Genomic DNA, 18,917 nt, shown 5'->3' on the forward strand with positions numbered 1-18,917 from the left:
ATCGCGGCATACGTTACTCCTGCGCAGCCTTAAGAAGCGACTTGGTATACGGGTGCTGTGGGGCGGACCATACTCCGCGTTCGACCAGCTCACCATGGTGGATGACAGTCAGACTGGAACACACTTGCTTGACCACACCCAGATCATGCGAGATGAACACCAGCGTCAGGCCGTAGCTTTCAACGAGCTTCTCAAGCAGCTCGAGGACCTGGGCGCGCACGGACACGTCGAGGGCGGAGACCGCTTCGTCGGCGAGGAGGATGTCCGGGTTGCCGATGACCGCGCGGGCAATCGAGATGCGCTGGCGCTGGCCGCCGGAGAACTCGTGGGGGAAGCGGTCCAAGGCATTCTCGTCGATGCCGACCTCCGCCAAGACTTTCGTAATCTCGGCACGCGTGACCGGTGTGGGCGAGCCCTCAGCCACGATCTTCCAGATCGGCATGCGTGGATTGAGGGAACCTTGCGGGTCCTGGAATACCATCTGCACGCGGCCTTCCACCTTCACGGACCCGGAGGTCGGCTGCTCAAGGCCGGTGATGAGCTTGAGCAACGTCGTCTTACCGGAGCCGGAGCTGCCGACGACGCCGATGCGCTCGCCCTTGCGTACTTCGAGGGAGACGTCGGAAAGCGCAGTAGTGGAGCCGTAAGCCTTGGTGACGTGGTCGAGGGAAATGACAACCTCGCCGAGCTTCGGCTCAGTGGCGGCTGGCTTGGACTGGGAGGCCGCGATGAGGTGCTTGGTGTACGGGTGCTGGGGGTTGTCCAGCGCCGCGCCGGATTCGACGATCTGGCCGTCCTGCATGACCAACGTCTCAGGGCACATGCGGCGGATGACGCGTAGGTCATGGCTGATGAACAGCAGCGCGGTGTTGTGGCGCTGGGTCAGTTCCATGATGAGATCCAGGATGTCGTCTTGCGTGGTGGCATCGAGGGCCGTGGTGGGCTCGTCGCAGATGAGCAGCTTGGGGTTGCGGGCCATGGCCATGGCAATCATTACGCGCTGGCGCTGGCCACCAGACAGCTCGTGCGGGAAGCGCGCGGCAAGGGTCGGATCGAGGCCCACCTCGTTGAGCGCCTCAGCAGACGCGCCAGCGTAGCGCAGCTGCTTACCAACGCGCATGAGCGGATCAAGCGCGCTCATCGGCTCCTGGAAGACCATCGCCATGTTGGCGCCGCGTAGCTTGCGCACCTGGCGGTCGCGTAGGCCCACGAGCTCGCGTCCGCCAAACTCGATGGAACCCTCAGCGTGGAGGTTCTTTGGCAGTAAGCCCATGATGGACAGCGCGGTCAGGGACTTGCCGGAGCCGGACTCACCGATGATGCCCAGGCGTTGGCCGGGCTCAATGCTAAAGCTGAGCGGGCCAACGATGGTCTCCTTGCCGGTGCGGATACGCAGGTCTTGTACGGAAAGCATGGGACGGTTCATCGCTGGCCTCCTTTCAGGCGGGGATCGAGGATGTCGCGCAGGGCGTCGCCAAGCAGGTTAAAGCCCAGCACCGTGGCGGCGATGGCAAGGCCCGGCCAGAAGGCCTGCATGGGATGGCTGGCCAGCAGGGACTGGGAATCTTGCAGCATGCGGCCCCACGACGCGGTGGGCGGGGTGGTGCCGAGGCCCAGGTAGGAAAGGCCGGCTTCGGCGAGGATCGCGAGTGCGAAGTAGACGGAGGACTGCACGATGATAAGCGGGGCGATGTTAGGCAGGATATGGCGCACCGCGATGGTGGGCGCTGGAACCTTGGACACGCGCGCCGAGGCGATGAAGTCCTGCGTGACCACCTGCAGGGTGCCAGAGCGCGCCACGCGGGCGAAGGAAGGGATTCCCGCGATGCCGATGGCGATCATGGCCGAAATCGTCGACGGACCCCATACCGCGCCGGCGATGATGGCCAGTAGCAAGGCAGGGAAAGCCAGCAGCAGATCGGAGCCGCGCATGATGAGGGAGTCGAGGATGCTATTGCGGCGCATGCCCGCCACCACACCGAGCGGAACGCCGATGAGCGCGGCAATGCCGACGGCGATGACGCCCACGAAGAGCGTGATGCGTGCGCCGACCATCAGGCGTGAGGCGATGTCGCGACCAAAGCGATCAGTGCCGAGGAGATGCTCAGCGGAGCTGCCCGCCAGCAAATCGGGCGAGGCGATGTTCGGCGCATAAGGCGTCCAGAAAAGGGAGACCGCCGCGAGGAGGACGGTGATACCGACGAGAACGAAACCCAATTTCTTCATCGCTTCTCCTTCAATCGCGGATCGATTACGCGGTAGGCCAAGTCGGTGGCCAAGTTGATTGCCAACGTGAAAAAGACCAACAGCATAACCAGGGTCTGCACGGTGGTGAGATCGCGGTTGGACACGGCGTCGAGAAGCATGCTGCCCAGGCCAGGAATGACGAAGACGGACTCGATGACCACCGCACCCACAATCAGCGTGGTCAGCTGCAGGCCCGTGACCGTGAGCACCGGCAGGGCCGCATTGCGCAGGCCGTGGCGGCGCAGCGCCTCCGCGTGGGATAGACCCAGCGCGCGGGCGGTGCGGATGTAATCCTGGTCCATCACATCCACGATGGAGGAGCGCACGTAGCGGGTGAGCATCGCACCCTGCACCAAGGCCAGGGAGATCACTGGCATGATGAGGCGGGCGATAAAGCCACCGAAGTCCTGGTCCGGCGGAATCCAGCCATTGGCCGGCAGCCAACCCAGCCGCACCGCGAAGAAGGCCACCATGATGATGCCCACGAGGAAGCTTGGGATCGCGATGCCAATCTGGGTCAGTGCCGAGACGAACGTGTTGCCCGTGCGCGCCAGCCACATGCCAATCGGCACGGCGCCGGCGAGGGCCAAGAGGATCGCCAGCCCCACCAAGATCAGCGAGACCTGCGCGCGGTCAACCACCAGCGGAGTGATGTCCTGTTGGGAGGCCAGGGAGGTGCCGAAGTTGCCGCTGAGCAGGCCGCCGACCCAATCGAAGTACTGCGTCAAAAGCGGGCGGTCGAGGCCCAAGGCGGTGGTCAGCTCGGCGACGGCGTCGTCAGTGGCGTTAACGCCCAGTGCCACGCGCGCCGGGTTGCCCGGGACTGCGCGCATGAGCAGGAAGATGGCGATGGAGGCGGCGAACAAGGTCACCACGAACTTGGCGAGAGCCTTGAGATAGGTCACGGTGCCTCCTTGAGATCTGCCAGCTCGATGGCGTCGGTTACCTGGTTCGGGTTCAGGCCCTCGATGCCATCGCGGTAGAGGACGATGTTGGGCATGTTCATCAGCGTCAGCGCACCGGCATCGGCCATGATTTGGTCCACGGCCTTTTCCATGCCCGCGGCGTATTTGCTCTCCGGGGCGGAATCCGCAGCGGAAAGCAGGTCGCGGGTCTTCTGCGAGTCATAGCCCAGGTAATAGTCCGGGTTGCCGAAGAGCGTCGGAATATCGCGCGGCTCCACGTGGGAGACCAGGGACATTTGGTAATCCTTCGCGCCCATGACTTGGCCCAGCCAGACTGCGGGGAACTCGGCGGATTCGAGAGTGACGTCGAAGCCGACCTCAGTTAGCTGCGAGTATAAAAGCTCAGAGACGCGCTGGGCATAGGGCAGGGTCGGCGCGGTAATCGTGATGTGCGCGCCCTCGGCGCCGGCTTCTTGCAAAAGCTCCTTCGCGCGCTGCGGGGAGTAAGGGTAATAGTCCTTCTCGTTGAACCATGGGTCGGTAGGAGGTACGGGCGCGCCGCCGGTGTCCTTGGCCAGGCCGTCCCACAGAATCTGATTCGCGGCCTTGCGGTCGACGGCATAGGCCACTGCGCGGCGCACGCGTGGGTCGTCGAAAGGCGCGGCGTTGTTGTTCATGGAAAGCAGTACCTCGCCGTTGGTGGTGCCTACGGCGGTGCGGATTCCCTCGCCCAAGTTATCGAGCAGCTCTGGGTTCTGCATCGCCCAAACCACGTCGACGCCGCCGGACTTTAGGGAATTGACCGAAGAGATTGCATCGGGGAAATACTGGATGGTCACCTGCTCTTTTGGCACCTTGCCCCAGTAATTCTGGTGCGGGCGCAGGGAGATGTATTCACCGGGCGCAAATCCGGCAAGCTCAAAGGGGCCCGTACCCACGGGCTGGGTGGCCAAATCCATGGCGTTTGGCGTCATCATCGCACCGATTGCCGTGCCCATGGACCACAGCCAGCTATTCGAGTGCTTCTTCAGCTTTACCTGCAGCGTGTATTTGTCCAGCGCCTTGGCGCTTTCTACTACCTCCATCTGCTTGGAGATGCCGTTGGTCCACTTTTCCTTCACGTTGTTGATGGAATAAGCAGCGGTCTCGGCTGTGAATTCGTCGCCGTTGCTAAATTGCACACCACGGCGCAGGTGGAAGGTATAGGTGGTGTCTTTTGCATCCCAGCTTTCGGCGAGGCCTGGCACAATCTCGTCGCCTTCGATGCGTACGAGGGTTTCGTAGACGTTGCTCATGAGTGCGGCGGGGATGGCAGCTCCACCGACGTTGGTGAAATCGAGAGAGGTAGCAGCGCCGGTTGCGGCAATGGTCAGCGAATCACTGGCGGTGGGTTTGACCGCCGTGTGTCCGGCTGAGCACGCGCTTAGCGACGCCCCGAGAACCAGCGCGCTCGCTGCACGCGCTAGGTGTACTTTCTTCATGTAAGCAGGTTAAGCGTTTCGGCTCGGTTAAGCGAATGTCCCTCGGGGGGAGGGTTAGTCAGTAAGGATGACCTCAAGTGGGGAAGTAGTGCCGCGGACGTTGGTAATGCCGACCTTCATGCGATCCGCGCGCAGGAGATTGGTGGTGTACTCCACGGGGCGGCCAGCGTGATCGGAAAGCTCGATGTGGATGCGCCACAGCGGAGTGCCAGGCTCGCAGCTAAGGGCTGCTGCGTCCTCTTCGGAGGCGCAGGTAAGAGTCAGCTCGCGGTGCGCGTTATCGAATTTGACGCCTTGGGCCATCAGATGATTGTGGATGGAGCCGGAATCGGCATCGAAGTCCAAAATGTGCTTGCCCACGTGCAGCGGGAAATACATGCGCTCGATGGCAACCGGCGCGCCGTCGATGCTGCGGATGCGGTGTACAAACACCACCTGTTCGTCCTCGCTGATGCGCAGGTAGCTTGCCGCCTCCTTGGGGGCAGGGCGGCGGGCGGTCCACAGGGTCTTTTGCCCAACGTTGTATCCGCGGCCGCTCAGCCAGTTGGTGATGGAGCAGATCGCGTCGAAGTTCTCCGCGGTGTAGCTGCCTAACACCACGGAGCGACGTCCGCGGCCGGAGCTTACTAAGCCTTCGGCGCGCAGGCTCGCAATGGCCTGGCGCACTGGGCCGCGGGAGGAGTTGAACTTCTCGCACAGTTCCGCCTCGCTGGGAAGAAAGTCACCCGCCTTGATGCTCTCGTCCTTAATGAGGCCGCGTAGATAGTCCGCGATCTTCTTGTGCTGCTGCACCCCGCGTGCTGGCATGCCTCCTCCTTATGTAGCGAAAATAGTGGAAGCCAAATAGTGGAAATACTAATCAAGTTCAATCGAGCGTCTTAATCGCTCGAGACTAGAATATGCACAAGTTTTTGGGAGGTGTTTGGCGGGGGTATTTCTAGCCGAGTTCCCATGCATCCGCGAGCAGGTTCATGTTCTGCAGGAGGTTGTCATGACCGGTGGATTGCAGCGAGATCATCAGCTCGTCAGCTTGGGCTAGCTCCTGGAAGTCTGTGAGGTAGTCGCGTACGTGGTCGGTGGTGCCCACGGCGCTGTATTTCATCATGCCGAGAATCTGGGCTCCCTGGTGGGAGTTCTTGATCTGCTCGACTTGCTGATCCGTTAGATACTTGCCGCGGCCAGCGAAGGCCTTGACGCGGTTGAAGCACACCTTTTCATACTCGGCGTCGGCATCCTCTTTGGTATCGGCGGCGGTGACATTGACGCCTGCGATGACATAGGGCTCGCTGAGCGCCTCGGAGGGCTGGAAGTTATTGCGGTAATAGGCCGTGGCCTGGCGCAGGTGCGTGGGCGCGAAGTGGGAGGCGAAGGCATAGGGCAGGCCGTACTTGGCGGCCAGCGACGCGCCGAACATGGAAGAGCCCAAGATGTACAGCGGCACGTGGGTGTTTACGCCGGGGATGGCCTGCACGCCGGGGACCAAGGACTTGCCGGAGAAGTAGCCCTGCAGCTCCTTAACGTCCTCGGGGAAGCGCTCTGCTGCGTGGGCGTCGCGGCGCAGTGCGCGACCCAGGGTGTGCATGTCTGTGCCGGGCGCGCGGCCCAGGCCGAGATCGATGCGGTTGGGGTAGAGCTCGGCCAAGGTGCCGAATTGCTCGGCCACTACGTAGGGGGCGTGGTTGGGCAGCATCACGCCGCCAGCGCCAAGACGGATGGTGTTGGTCTTGGCGCCGATGTGGGAGATGAGCACTGCGGGCGACGAGGAAGTGATCGTCGGCATGTTGTGGTGCTCGGTGTACCAGATGCGGGAGTAGCCGGCCTTCTCTGCAACTTGTGCAAGCTCGACGGAGCGGGCCATCGATTCTGCGGCGGTCTCGCCTTCGTAGATGGTGCAGAAGTCAAGAAGGGAAAGCTTTGCGCGGTTGGTCACTAATAGTCCTTAAGTCGCAGGTTGGAAAGTGCTCTTATTTCCAACGCTACGCCCGGACTATTTATTTCGCTGTGCGAAGTCGATGCCCATGCCGATGAGGGCTGCAATCGCCGTCGGCGCGAACCAGCCCAGGCCCACGGCCTGGCCCGGTGAGATGTCCAACAGTTGCTGGATGCCTGCGAGCCAGCCCTGGCCCGCCAGGACGGACAGTGCAGACCAGATGACCGAGGTCCACAGCGCGAGCAGGAACGCCCAGCGGAAGCGCACGGCATTCTTGACCATTGGCTGCAGCAGCGTCAGCGCAATCAGGGTGATGGCCGGCGGGTACAGGAAGGTGATGAATGGAACTGCGATGGCCAGGACGGTCTCCAAGCCCTGGAAAGCAAAGGCGATGGACAGCAGGGTAAAGAGCACGGCCCAGAAATGGTAGGTGGTCTTTGGAACCAGCTGCACGAAGAACTCAGAGGTGGCGACGATAAGGCCGACCGCGGTGGTCATGCACGCCAGGATGACGATGGCGGAGAAGACTGCCTGGCCGATGTCGCCCATGGTGGAATTCGCGGCGTCGGCAAGCAGGGTGGCGCCGGATTCATAGCTCTGGCCGTTCGGGATGGTCTGGCCGATCCAGCCCAGGCCGAGGTAGATGGCTGCCAGCAGGCCGCCGGCGATAACGGCGGCGGTGATGGTGCCGGAAACCACCGGCTTGCCCTCCTTGAAGCCCTTGGACTTCAGGGAGGTGACGATGACGATGGAAAAGGCCAAGCCAGCGATGGCGTCCATGGTGTTATAGCCTTCGAAGAGGCCGGTGACCATGGCGGAAGAAGTGTAGTCCTCCGAAGGGGTGGCCGGGACGCGTTCGGCGCCGAAGGAGGCCAGGGTGATCAGGACGAAGAGCAAGATGACCAGCGCAGGGGTCAGGAACTTGCCCAGGGTGTCGATGATGCTATTCGGCTTCCACGACAAGACGAGCGCCACGAGGAAGAAGATGATGTTGTAGGTGACGTTGGCGCCGAAGCCTTCCCAGCCGAACAGCGGGGTGATGGCGGTTTCCATGGAAACTGCGCCGGTGCGTGGCAGGGCGTAGAAAGCACCGATGGCCAGGTAGGCCATGGCGGAGAATACGATGCCGAAGAATTTGCCGCCGTGGTTTCCGATATCGCGCACGGACTGACCGGAGATGGACACAGCGACGACCGCCAGGACCGGCAGCAGCACGCCGGCCGCCAAAAAGCCCAGGATGGCCGGCCAGAAGTTGGTGCCGGAGGCTACGCCGACCATGGGTGGGAAGATAAGGTTGCCGGCGCCGAAGAACATCGAAAAGAGCATCAGCGAGGCCACCACGATGGTGGTGACGGAGCCGCCCTTTTTGCCGGTCGGAGTCGCAGGTGTTTGTGTTTGTGTTGTCATATCTTCCCTCTGGTTTCCCACTATTTGGGATAACTGTCTCATAACACGTTATACGGTGGAGGGAAGTCTGGCAAATTTCTAATTGCTATTAGAAAACCTTCTCCAAACGGTCGAGTGCTTCTTCCAAGATCTCGCGAGATGTCGCGAAATTCAAACGGGCATGGTGGCTGCCGCCGGTGCCAAAGGTCTCGCCCTCGTTGAGGGCCACCTTGGCGTTCTCGCGCAGCCACTTCGCGGGCTGGGGGTTATCACCAATCGCGGTGTCCCGGAAATCGAGCCACAGCAGGTAAGTTGCCTGCGGAACGGTGGTTTTCAGCCCCGGTATGCGCTTTGGCAGCTCCTCGACGAGCCAATCGCGGGTCTGCCGCAGATACTCAATCTCCTGGTCTAGGAACTCATAGTCGCGGTAGGCGGCCTCGGCGGCTAGCACGCCTAAAGTTCCGGTGCCGTCCTTGGCCACGCCGCTCAAGCTATTCCAGGTGGCAACGTCGCCGGCGTTAGAGAAAATGATCTGCGCGCACTTTAGCCCCGCAATATTCCACGCCTTGGACGTAGCGGTCACGGTGATGGTGCGCCTTGCGCCGGCCTCGCCCAAGGAAGCGACCGGAATGTGCTTGCCCTCGTAGACCAGAGGAGCGTGGATCTCGTCAGCGAGGATGCGCGCGTCATATTTCTCCGCCAGCGCCACCAACTTAGTGAGATAGTCTTCCTCAAAGACGGTGCCCAGTGGGTTGAAAGGATTGGCCAGCAAGATGGAGCCAGCACCCTGCTGGAAGGCGCGCTCGATGTCTGCAAGATCGAGGGTGGTCTCAATCTTTTCGCGGCCGGCGGCTTCTGGCAATTCCAAAAGCGGCGGGTAGGAAGGAACCGGAACCACCACTGGGGAATCGGGCCGCGTGAAGTAGTTCAGAGCCAAGAAAAGGCCCCGGACTACATCGCCGATCCAGAAAATCTGCCGCGGGTTGGGGCGCCAGCCGTAGCGCGTCCCATAAAAGTCAGCCACGGCGTCATTAAGCCCGGCCGACTTCGGCGAGGGGGTGTAGCCAAAGGCCTCGGCATCCACGGCGCGCTGGATTGCATCCTTGACCGCAGGAGAAGTTTCAAAATCGGACTCTGCAATCCACAGCGGCAGTACGTCATCGCCGTACACCGTCCACTTCCGGGTGCCGCGGGCTTGTAACTTTTCTAGTGATGGAAACTGCATAAGCCCCACATTAGCGCGGGGCAAAAGCAGGCAACAGGATTATTATTCTTCCGTCTCAGCGGCGGTGTTTTCGACGAATCCGTAGCGCTTCAAACGCTCACGGTCTGCACGCGAGCTGGACTGGGTAAGGCGCAGCAGCTCGGCATAGATGCCGCCGGACTGGGACAACTGCGCCGGCGAACCGATCTCATCAATGCGGCCTTTATCCAGGGTGATGATGGTATCCACGTCGGCGATGGTGGACAGGCGGTGGGCGATGATCAGCGTGGTGCGATTCTTCATCAGCTCATCCAGGCCTGCCTGCACGGCGCGTTCGGCCTTGGTATCCAGCGCGGAGGTGGCCTCGTCCAGGACCAAGATCGGCGCGTCCTTGAGCATCGCACGCGCCACGGCAACGCGCTGTTTCTGTCCGCCCGAAAGCTTTAGGCCGCGCTCGCCAATGATGGTGTCGTAGCCCTGCGGGAAAGCCTCGATGAAGTCGTGGGCATTGGCGCGCTTGGCGACGTCGATTATCTCCTGCTCGCTCGCACCGGGCTTGCCGTAGGCGATGTTTTCGCGGATGGTGCCCGAGAACAGATAGGACTCCTGGAAGACCACGCCGACAGAGGCGCGCAGGCGCGCGGCCTTGAGCTCGTCGACGTCGTGGCCCAGCACGCTAAGGTGGCCCGCGGTGGGGTGGTAGAGGCCGAGCAGCAGATTGACCAGCGTGGACTTGCCGCCGCCAGATTCGCCGACCAAAGCTACCTTGTGGCCTTCCTCGGCAGCAAAGGTGATGTTTTCGACCACGGGCTTGTCTTCTTCATAGGAAAAGGACACATCCTGGAAGGCAAAGACCGGCTTGCCAGGCGTCGGCTCCAAAGGCTGAACCGGATTGAGGTCAAGCACCGGGGCGTCGGAAGCCGTGGTGGCCTCGATGAGGCCCTTGTTCGCCGTCGGCTCGAAGTTTTCCTCCATGACCTTGAAATAGTCCTTGGAACCGGCGATGGCGCGCTGGGCCGCGTCCACAATCCAGCTCATCATGAACACCGGCTGCTTGGCCAGGTTGACCAGCTGCAAGATCATGACCATATCGCCGATGCTGAAATGGCCATGGAGGGTGCGCCAGAACACGATGGCGTAGATGCCCAAGAAGATGAGGGACATGGCCACGCCGCGCAGGGTATCCATGGAGTGCCACCAGCGCGACTGCGGCTTGGTGGTATCGACGATGCGGCGGTAGAGCTTGCCAAAGCTATCTAGCTCGCGCACCTCCGCCACGAAGGACTTGGTCACCTTAACCTGGCCGATGACCTCAGCAAAGCGGCCATTGGCCTGGTCCACATCGGCGTTCTTTTTCCCCTCGTATTTTTGCCAGCGCGTCGAGGTCATGGCGGTAAGCCACATGTACAGGGGAAACAGCAGCGCGAGCAAGATGGCCAGCGGCCAGTAGTAAATGCCCATGATGACCAACACCGCGATGGCCTGAATCAGCATGGTGAAAAAGTTGTTGGAGAAGGACTGCACGAACTGCGTGATATTGGAGATTGAGCGATCCAGCCGGGCGATGATGGTGCCGGTGACCTGATTGTCGTAGTAGGCCTGCGGCACGGAAAGCAGCTTGGCAAAGTAGCGAGTGGACAGGATCTGACGCAGGCGCGCCACCATGACGTCGCCGATATAGCCGCCGACGTTTTTAATCAGGTTGCCCAGGGCGTCGGCAGCAAACAATGCGATGACCAGCCACATGACGGTGCGCAGGGCGCTTTCGGCCGGGGTGTCGCCCTGCAAGGACTCAACGATGGCGTCGGTCGCCTCGCGGACCAAGAAGGGCGAGATGAGCGAGAGCACCGCGGTCACCGTGGCGGTGGCAAGCACTCCCAAATAAAAAGGCCACAGCGCAGAAGCACTGCGAGTAATGCGCAAGATGGAGTTCATAAAGCTAGCTAGCGCCTCTCAATTCTGAGGTAGGGGTGAGAAAGATTCGAGAAGGAACAGTATGCCACCTGTACGGCAATAAACACTGACTAGGTTAAGGTATTAAAGAAAAGTTTTGATCCGTCCCAAAAGCAAAAAGGAATTCGCGGTGAATAGGTCTCTGAAGTTGATTGCTGCTGTGGCAGCAATCGGTACCCTTGCCTCCGGTTGTGCCATCCTGCAGCCAGAGGAAACCGGATTGGGCGAAGACATCGTGGTTTCTAGCTCGGAAGAGCCGCCTTATGAGCCCAAAGATGTAGACAACAAGGAGATCTCCTCCGACTTGGGCGCCAAGGTCAAAGACGATGGTCTGAACGTCGAGTGGGATCTGCAGGGCGTATACAGCGACTCCGTGCAGGGATCCGTGGTGACCGTCCGCGTGCACAACCTGAATGACACCGCATTGCCGCCTGATGCCATCGAAGAGCCCGTCCTAGAGCGCGCTGACGGCAATGGCGGTTGGTCCAAGATTGAGCTTTTGCCTTATGACCCAGAGGCCAACGCCGACGTAGCCGCGCCGGGCCTGGACCTGCCTCTGGGCGCGGGTGCTTCGACGAACCTGCAGTACCGTTTCAACGTCACCCCGGGCAACCTCTGGAATGCCCGCTTTAGCATCGGCAACGTCACCTACGTGGGAGACCTCAACCTATGACAGAACTCGTAGTCCTCGCCGGCCCCGACGGACTACCTGCCGGAACTGCTGATAAAGCGGCCGTTCACACCACGGATACCCCGCTGCACTTCGCGTTTTCCGCGTGGGTTATAGCAGGCAGCAAGGTGCTCGTGACCCGCCGCGCGCTGGCAAAGCAGACCTGGCCTGGCGTATGGACCAATTCTTTTTGTGGCCATCCAGCGCCGGGGGAGGACAACGTCTCGGCGGTGTTGCGACGGGCGCACTTCGAGCTGGGCATCCACGCGGAGGCGGACCAGGTGCGCGAGGTTCTACCGGATTTTTCTTATCGGGCCGTTGATTCCTCCGGCATCGTCGAGCATGAGATCTGCCCGGTCTTCGTCGTGGAGCTCCCGGAGGATGTGCAGCTGCACCCGAATCCTGATGAGGTGGATTCCATCGCGTGGGCAGCACCCGCCGCGCTTATCGATGCCGCGGTTGCCACTCCGTTTGCTTTCAGCCCCTGGATGGTTGAGGAAATTGCAGAGGCCCCGCTGCGCAAGGCCATTTCTGCGCTATAGCAGCCCGCCGGGGCGGGTGTCCTCGCTGAAAGCGGCGGCCACGTAATCGAGGCTGGCGTAAGCAACTCGCTGCTTGCCGCTATCCATCTCGTATTCCCAGATGGCGTGGTCGGGGCGATACTCCGGAAAACCGGTCTCGCCGGTGCAGGTAAATTTTTGCAGCCAGCGGTTGAGCCTTTTCGTGGAGTCGTTGTTGTGCACGCCGAAGAGATAGCGCAGCTCGGCGCAGTGGAGTGCCGGGCCATCGGCGCGGGTGAATTCGATCATCCAGGTAGGGCCAGGGGCGTCGGCGCCTGCTTGTGCCACCCAGCGGCGAATATTGCCATCGCCAATCATGCGGCCCAGCGGGCGGGTTTCGTCCAAATAGTTGGCCACCTGCATCCAGGTATCTACCGAGTTGCGTGGGAAGCCGAACTTGGGCGCGAGATAGCGCGCGATAAGCCTGCGGAACGGGCTGGCGTCGGCCTTCTGTGCGGAGACTACGTCGTAGAACTCATCGCGGGTAGAGCCGAGCACCAGCGGGATGTCGGCGAGCTCGCGGGCGTCGAAAGGCGCGGGGCCCAATGCCATGCCGTACTTGTACTTCTTTGCAAACTTGCGGTAGCCCGCTTCGAGCTTTTCTTGTGGCAGGCTCTCTAGCGAGCCGCGGGTAATCGCGGTGCCCATGGCCTGGCGCAGCGTGGCCTTGCGTTCCTCGAAGGGCTGCAACGGGAAGGCCGGGGAAAGCGCGACAACGCGGCGGAAAGCGCCACGGTAGTGGTCGCGGCGCATCAGCCACAACGCGGTGGTGGCGCCGGCTGATTGGCCGATGAGCGTGACGTTAGTGGGGTCGCCGCCGAAGGACTCGATGTTGCGCTGAATCCATTCGAGCGCCAGCTGGCAATCATCGATGCCGCGGAAGCGGAAGGCCTCGTCGTCGCGGAAGTTCGCAAAGCCTGGCAGCCCCACTCGGTAGCCCACCTGCACCTGCACGATTCCGGCCTGCGCGTTGGCGGTGCCTTCGGCGCGTGGATCCTCGTGGGTGCCATGCTCGTAGCGCCCGCCGTGGATGTAGACCAACACTGGGGCATCCGTGGTCTCGGCAGGCGCGGTGATAGTCAGCGCAACCGCCTCCGGACGCGGAACACGTGCGTCCTGGTTGCGCGGTGTCTGAAGCGGCCGCGCATCGGCGAAGTCGCTGGGGATCTCCGAATAGTCCACGGAGTGGAAGTAATTGACCGTATCAGTGGTGTATCCGGTGATCGTGCCTGCCGGGCAAGTGACGTGAACTGGCGTGTTAGTCATACGGGCTAGAGTACTCGGCTAAAATCCCGCTTTATGGAATGGTGGACAAATTTGACCGGTGCTCTATCGCAGGCGATGGTGCAGGCGCCGGTATGGCTGCAAATGCCGGTGCTCATCGTGGTGGCGGTGCCGCTGCTTGCGCTTGCAGCCTGGGCATTGATGTTCGCCATCGACTTCACGGCCCGCCACCTGAAGGGGCCGAAGAAGACTTCCACTTCCGCCACCCGCTAAGCTTGGAAACCATGTCAACGTCCGAAGATCCGCGCGAAGGCCTCTGGGATCCCGAACGCAATCAAACTCCCGCACCCCGCAAGCGCGCCCTGCCAAAGTCACGCGTCAGCCTGACGCTGTGGACGATGATCGCGCTCGTCGTTGTGGTGGCAATCATCGGCCTGTTTATTTAATCGCCGCGGCGGGCGCTAGCGCGTGCCATTTTCTGGAAGAACTCGTTGCTTTCCAAGTCCTCAATGAGCACGGGCGTGCCCGTTGAATCACACAACGGCACGCACCAGTTGGGGTAGAGATCCTTCGTGGTGCCGGGCTGGTTCTGCGCGCGAACGTCGCCCACCATGTCCACCAGGCTCGTACTTGTTAGCGCCGAAGGCGTGCCGGCGATGTAGCGGTGCAAAGCCAAGACAACCTCTTCCTCTGGCTCGCGCCGCGGCAGCAGCCCGGTGCGCTCCACCTCATTCAGAAGCCGTGCCTGCCACTTGCGGTCATCTGCTACTTCCTCGGCCACGGAGCGGGTGAGCACGCCCAGCCGTGCACGCAGCGCGATATGCTCGCCGCGCAGATAAGCCAGGGTCGGCGGAAGATCATGCGTGCCCACGGAGGCAAGCGCCAAGCGGCGATATGCGTGCTGCGGCAAGGGCGACTCGTTATCCTCGGCGCGCTCGAACCACACGATGGAAGTTCCCAGCACCCCGGTCTCTGCCAGCACATGCTGAATCCACGGCTCGAGAGTGCCCAAGTCCTCGCCCACGAGCACCGCTCCTGCCCGCTGGGCCTCCAGTGCGAGAATGCCGAGCATGGCCTCGTGGTCGTAATAGACATAGGTGCCGTTCTGCGGCGACGTCATGCGCGGAATCCAAAACAGGCGGAACAACCCCAAGATGTGGTCCACCCGCACGCCGCCCGAGTGACGCAGGATGGTCTGCAACATCTCTCGCCACGGCCTATAGCCCGACTCCGCCAGGCGCACCGGGTGCCACGGCGGCTGGGACCAGTCCTGGCCCTGCTGGTTGTAATCATCAGGCGGGGCACCCACGGAACTCTGCGGCGCGAGGTACTCGGCGAGGTTCACCGCGTCCGCGCCACCCGGGTGCACGCCCACGGCTAGGTCGGTGACCAACCCGATGCGCATGCCCGCCTCCTTGGCGCGACGCTGCGCGGCAGCCAACTGCTCGTCGCACAAGAACTGCAGCCAGGCATAAAAACGCGCGAGTTCGCCGGCCTCTTCCTCCACCGCGTGACGCTGGCCCGTGCGCAGCGAAAGCTCTTGCTCGGCACACCAGCGCGCGAAGTCCTGTAGGCCTTTTCCTTCTGCCTGCTGGAATTCCAAGAACTTATTTTGGCGCTCAGCAGAAAATTCCTGGTTATAGAGCTCTCTTAATACCTGGAGCTTGGCTTCGTAGATGCAATCGCGCTCAATTTCAGCGGCACTGCGGTTGCGCTCGCGGAACTCGGCAGCGAGCTCGTGGACGTCGTCAAGCAGCTCCGGGGAAAGCTGCTGCAGCTCCGGAATGGACTCGATGTTGAGGTAGAGCGGATTGATAAAACGCCGCGTGGTGGGAAGATACGGCGAATCCTCTACAGGCGGCACCGGCTCGGCGGCATGCAGGGGATTAATCAGCAGAAAATCGGCGAAAGGCGCCACGGTCTGTGCCAGGCGCCCCAAATCCTGGAAGTCGCCGATGCCCCAGGAATTTTCCGAGCGCACCGAATACAGCTGCGCCATCACGCCTGCGGCAGGGCGCTCTAGGTACGGGTCAGCGGTGTTAAGACGTGCCGGGGTGATGATCAGCGGGCACGAATGCGCGCCTATGCCCGGCGAGGACATTTGGATTTCGTGAAAGCCCAGCGGCAGATCACCCGGAATGTGGAAGGTGGCCTCGCCCCAGTGGGTACCGGCGACGTCGGCAGGCGGGGCGTTGTTTTCGTCCTGATAGACCTGGCGGAGCTGCCCATCTTCGAGCTCTACCTGGATATCCACCGGCTGGCCCGCATGCACGTGCACGAGGAATTGCTTCTCGACGCCCTCTTTGGCCACCACGCACGGCGGCAACGGGCGCGATGCCCGCTCTAAGTAATCCTCGTAGAGCAGGTGCGTCAGGCGCTCCTCGCTCGCGCGGTCTTCCACCGCCACGCCCAATGCGCGCAGGGTATAGGCGATTGTTTCATCCGTTACATAAATGGGGTAGCCGGATTGGGAGGAGTACTTAGCGGCAACGCCATGGCGCTGGGCGAGTTCTTCGAGCAGTTCACGCGTAGTCACATGCCACATTCTGCCACGGCTTTAGGTCACACGTCGGGGTATCGGTTGATAGAGTGGGCTGGAGTTATATAGATGTGCGAAAGGATATCCAGTGACTATGCAAGAAGCGCACACTCCTGCGAAGTTTGAAATCGAAGACGGTGAAACCTGTCTAACCCGCATGATGGCCACGGCGAAGGCGCGCCCACACGGCGTGATGTTTACCCGCCCGGCCAGCTATGAGTGGGTTAACGTCACTGCCAAGCAGTTCGTCGAAGAGGTCTACGCAGTTGCAAAGGGCCTTATCGCCGCTGGCGTGGAGCAGGGCGATCGCGTGGTCTTGCTATCAAACACCCGCTACGAGTGGTCGCTTCTGGATTTCGCAATCTGGGCTGCCGGTGCAGCTTCGGTGCCCATCTACCCATCCTCCTCGCTGTCCCAGGTGCAGTGGATCGTGGAGGACTCCGGCGCGGTGCTGGCAATTACTGAATCGCGCGAGCACTCCGAGCTGGTTGCGCACCTGAAGCTGCAGGAGGATGGCAAGCCGGCGCTGAAGAATTCGCCTTCGCAGCTGCGCCGCATCCTGGAGATCAACTCCTCGGCCATCGATACCTTGATGTTTGAGGGCCGCGAGCTTTCCGACGACGTCGTTGACGCCCGCATCGCTGCCACCAAGACCGATGACCTCGCGTCTTTGGTCTATACCTCCGGTACCACCGGCCGCCCGAAGGGCTGCATCCTGACCCACCGTAACTGGCTGGCGGAGACTTTGGGCCTGCTGACCAATCCGATTGGCGGCATCGCCGTGCCGGGCAACCACGTGTTGACCTTCCTGCCGCTGGCCCATGTGCTGGCGCGTGCAGTATCCCTGGCCGTTGCCATGAGCGGTGCTTCGCAGAATCATTGGTCTGACTTCAGCACCATCACCATCGAGTTCCAGCGATCCCGCCCGAACCTGATTCTGGGCGTGCCGCGCGTATTCGAAAAGGTGCGCAACGGTGCGGCTTCCAAGGCCAAGGAGGGCGGCCCAATTAAGGCGGGTATCTTCCGCGAGGCCGAGAAGGTGGCCATCGAGTATTCCCGCGCGCTGGATACCCCGGAGGGTCCGGATCGTTTTCTGCGTGCAAAGCGCCAGCTCTTTGACCGTTTGGTCTACTCGACCATCCGCAATGCCATGGGCGGCGAGGTGCGCTACTGCATCACCGGTGGCTCCGCGATGAGCCATGACCTTCTGCACTGGTTCCGCGGCATCGGCGTGACCGTCTACGAAGGCTACGGGCTTACCGAGGTTGCGGCAGCTGCAGCCGTGAACTTTGAGGATCTGAAGATCGGCACCGTTGGCCCGCCACTGGAGGGCACCACCATCCGTGTCAACGAAGACGGCGAAATCTTGATCAAGGGCGACATCGTCTTCAAGGGCTACTGGAACAACCCGGAGGCCACCGCGGATGCGCTGGAAGATGGCTGGTACAACACCGGCGACTTGGGCGAAATCATGGATTCCGGCCACGTTGTCATCACCGGCCGCAAGAAGGACCTCATCGTTACCGCAGGCGGCAAGAACGTCTCCCCAGGGCCGATGGAGGACATGCTGCGTGCACACCCGCTTATTTCCCAGGCGATGGTCGTGGGCGACGGCAAGCCATTCATCGGTGTGCTGCTGACCCTGGATGAGGACCAGCTCAAGCGATGGAAGGCTGACCACAATATCCCGGCCAACCGCTCCATGCGCGAGGTGTCTACCGACGCCACGCTGCGTGCGGAAATCCAGGACGCTATCAACCAGGTCAACACCACTGTCTCCCATGCGGAGGCTATTAAGAAGTTCTACATTCTGGAATCTGACCTGACTGAGGAAGACAACGAGCTGACCCCAACGATGAAGGTCAAGCGCTATGTCGTGGCACAGCGCTACGCTAACGCGATTGACCACATCTACTCGAAGAAGCAGTAGGCGTTTAGGGCCGGCGGGTGCTTCGCCGGCTCCCCGCAATTTTCAAGTCTGTGAGTTTGTTCGGAGTGTCGCGCAGATCGTTCACAGGATCTGGAATAAAGTCAGCACTCGTTACAGAGAAGTCTCAACCTCAACTAGAGGTTAGTTTGCGGAAAGGACCGGCATGCACAAAATCGCCGCCGAGCTACGTCACCGCGAGCTGACCCAGGAGATTTACAACATCGGCGACGAAGTTGTCGAGTATATCGAGCACCTCATCGAGGCGATTGAGGATTGGGACGATGAACTCGCACTGGACTGCCTGGCGGAACTCGGCGACATCGTCGAGGATGCCCGCATCGATTCCGGGCGCTGCGTAGGCGAACTGATTGGACTGCGCCACGCGCTGGTCTCAGGGGTGCGCTCGGGCACTATCTCCGCCGCCGCATCTGGCAATAACGATATCGCCGAGCCAGAGCAGCTCACCGCGCGCAGCCTGGATGCTGCTTTTGCGATTGATTCCCCGACTATCGTGGTCTCCGAGCTCGCTGCCACGCTGCGCGGCCGCACTGGGGCGGTGGCGGATTACCTGCGCGAGCTGGTGGATTATGTGCTCGGCCAAACCGACGCCGTGGCCCGCAACTTGGACATGATTTCCCTGCCGCACCTGTACAAGCGTGCCGGTCAATCCGCGCTCATTGCGGTGCAGGCTTGGCGCCATACCGTCGTCGAAGCCCACCCGGCCTACGTGCGCACGATGCGTGGTCACAACCCGCCGCCGTTCTTAGAAGAGCGTGCCCGCGTTAACGCTGTGGTTGCCCGCGTCCGTGCCAAGCGCGAAGCCGCGCGACAGGCCGCGACTACCGCTTAAAAGCCAATAAATAGACTTCCTTGTTGCCAACACACAAG

17 protein-coding genes are annotated in these 18,917 nt (G+C 61.5%); 6 read left to right on the plus strand and 11 right to left on the minus strand.

Going from position 1 to position 18,917, the window contains the following annotated elements; translation table 11 throughout:
- Positions 1 to 13: 13 nt before the first annotated feature.
- From HMPREF3158_RS08605 to HMPREF3158_RS08645, 9 genes are all read right to left on the minus strand, one after another.
- Positions 14 to 1,426 (minus strand): ATP-binding cassette domain-containing protein, encoded by a 1,413-nt coding sequence (locus tag HMPREF3158_RS08605; protein WP_083291063.1) that lies wholly within the window; start codon positions 1,424 to 1,426, stop codon positions 14 to 16.
- Positions 1,423 to 2,226: an ABC transporter permease gene (locus tag HMPREF3158_RS08610; RefSeq protein WP_070498085.1), complete on the minus strand. Its 804-nt coding sequence runs from the start codon at positions 2,224 to 2,226 to the stop codon at positions 1,423 to 1,425. The genes HMPREF3158_RS08605 and HMPREF3158_RS08610 overlap by 4 nt, the downstream gene beginning before the upstream one ends.
- Positions 2,223 to 3,152, minus strand: coding sequence for an ABC transporter permease (locus tag HMPREF3158_RS08615; RefSeq protein WP_083323804.1), 930 nt, complete (start codon positions 3,150 to 3,152; stop codon positions 2,223 to 2,225). Before HMPREF3158_RS08615 ends, HMPREF3158_RS08610 begins: the two co-directional genes overlap by 4 nt.
- Complete coding sequence (locus tag HMPREF3158_RS08620) at positions 3,149 to 4,633, minus strand: ABC transporter substrate-binding protein (RefSeq protein ID WP_070498088.1); 1,485 nt, start codon at positions 4,631 to 4,633, stop codon at positions 3,149 to 3,151. Before HMPREF3158_RS08620 ends, HMPREF3158_RS08615 begins: the two co-directional genes overlap by 4 nt.
- A 54-nt stretch (positions 4,634 to 4,687) precedes the next feature.
- Positions 4,688 to 5,440 (minus strand): GntR family transcriptional regulator, encoded by a 753-nt coding sequence (locus HMPREF3158_RS08625; RefSeq protein WP_070498091.1) that lies wholly within the window; start codon positions 5,438 to 5,440, stop codon positions 4,688 to 4,690.
- Positions 5,441 to 5,570: 130 nt separating this feature from the next.
- Positions 5,571 to 6,563: an LLM class flavin-dependent oxidoreductase gene (locus HMPREF3158_RS08630; protein WP_070498094.1), complete on the minus strand. Its 993-nt coding sequence runs from the start codon at positions 6,561 to 6,563 to the stop codon at positions 5,571 to 5,573.
- A 57-nt stretch (positions 6,564 to 6,620) separates the two neighbouring features.
- Positions 6,621 to 7,970, minus strand: coding sequence for a branched-chain amino acid transport system II carrier protein (brnQ, locus tag HMPREF3158_RS08635; protein WP_070498097.1), 1,350 nt, complete (start codon positions 7,968 to 7,970; stop codon positions 6,621 to 6,623).
- 88 nt (positions 7,971 to 8,058) lie between these two features.
- Entirely contained in the window at positions 8,059 to 9,174 is a 1,116-nt protein-coding gene (locus HMPREF3158_RS08640) for a MalY/PatB family protein (protein WP_070498100.1), read from the minus strand.
- 42 nt (positions 9,175 to 9,216) lie between these two features.
- Positions 9,217 to 11,088: an ABC transporter ATP-binding protein gene (locus tag HMPREF3158_RS08645; protein ID WP_070498103.1), complete on the minus strand. Its 1,872-nt coding sequence runs from the start codon at positions 11,086 to 11,088 to the stop codon at positions 9,217 to 9,219.
- Between the two features lie 148 nt (positions 11,089 to 11,236).
- Between HMPREF3158_RS08645 and HMPREF3158_RS08650 the strand changes: the two genes are divergently transcribed.
- Positions 11,237 to 11,779: a hypothetical protein gene (locus HMPREF3158_RS08650; protein ID WP_070433031.1), complete on the plus strand. Its 543-nt coding sequence runs from the start codon at positions 11,237 to 11,239 to the stop codon at positions 11,777 to 11,779.
- The gene (gene idi, locus HMPREF3158_RS08655) at positions 11,776 to 12,318 is read left to right on the plus strand and encodes an isopentenyl-diphosphate Delta-isomerase (protein WP_070498106.1); all 543 of its coding nucleotides are present in this window, start codon (positions 11,776 to 11,778) and stop codon (positions 12,316 to 12,318) included. The genes HMPREF3158_RS08650 and idi overlap by 4 nt, the downstream gene beginning before the upstream one ends.
- Here idi and HMPREF3158_RS08660 read toward each other — a convergent pair.
- Positions 12,313 to 13,602 (minus strand): carboxylesterase family protein, encoded by a 1,290-nt coding sequence (locus HMPREF3158_RS08660; RefSeq protein WP_070498107.1) that lies wholly within the window; start codon positions 13,600 to 13,602, stop codon positions 12,313 to 12,315. The two genes, idi and HMPREF3158_RS08660, sit on opposite strands and share 6 nt — an antisense overlap.
- 33 nt (positions 13,603 to 13,635) lie before the next feature.
- On the opposite strand from HMPREF3158_RS08660, the gene HMPREF3158_RS12800 reads away from it, so the two are divergent.
- Together HMPREF3158_RS12800 and HMPREF3158_RS12980 are read left to right on the plus strand one after the other, a co-directional pair.
- Positions 13,636 to 13,833, plus strand: coding sequence for a hypothetical protein (locus tag HMPREF3158_RS12800; RefSeq protein ID WP_070498110.1), 198 nt, complete (start codon positions 13,636 to 13,638; stop codon positions 13,831 to 13,833).
- A gap of 11 nt (positions 13,834 to 13,844) precedes the next feature.
- On the plus strand, positions 13,845 to 14,006 hold the full coding sequence (locus tag HMPREF3158_RS12980; protein ID WP_168161759.1) for a hypothetical protein: 162 nt from the start codon (positions 13,845 to 13,847) through the stop codon (positions 14,004 to 14,006).
- On the opposite strand, the gene malQ is transcribed toward HMPREF3158_RS12980, so the two are convergent.
- Positions 14,003 to 16,096 (minus strand): 4-alpha-glucanotransferase, encoded by a 2,094-nt coding sequence (gene malQ / locus HMPREF3158_RS08670; protein WP_061925793.1) that lies wholly within the window; start codon positions 16,094 to 16,096, stop codon positions 14,003 to 14,005. The genes HMPREF3158_RS12980 and malQ overlap by 4 nt on opposite strands.
- 97 nt (positions 16,097 to 16,193) lie before the next feature.
- On the opposite strand from malQ, the gene HMPREF3158_RS08675 reads away from it, so the two are divergent.
- Both HMPREF3158_RS08675 and HMPREF3158_RS08680 read left to right on the plus strand, forming a co-directional pair.
- Positions 16,194 to 18,029 (plus strand): AMP-dependent synthetase/ligase, encoded by a 1,836-nt coding sequence (locus HMPREF3158_RS08675; RefSeq protein ID WP_070498114.1) that lies wholly within the window; start codon positions 16,194 to 16,196, stop codon positions 18,027 to 18,029.
- Positions 18,030 to 18,192: 163 nt separating this feature from the next.
- Complete coding sequence (locus tag HMPREF3158_RS08680; protein ID WP_061925799.1) at positions 18,193 to 18,879, plus strand: hypothetical protein; 687 nt, start codon at positions 18,193 to 18,195, stop codon at positions 18,877 to 18,879.
- Positions 18,880 to 18,917: the final 38 nt, after the last annotated feature.

It is taken from the genome of Corynebacterium sp. HMSC06G04 (assembly GCF_001807365.1).
GTDB classification, from domain to species: domain Bacteria; phylum Actinomycetota; class Actinomycetes; order Mycobacteriales; family Mycobacteriaceae; genus Corynebacterium; species Corynebacterium simulans.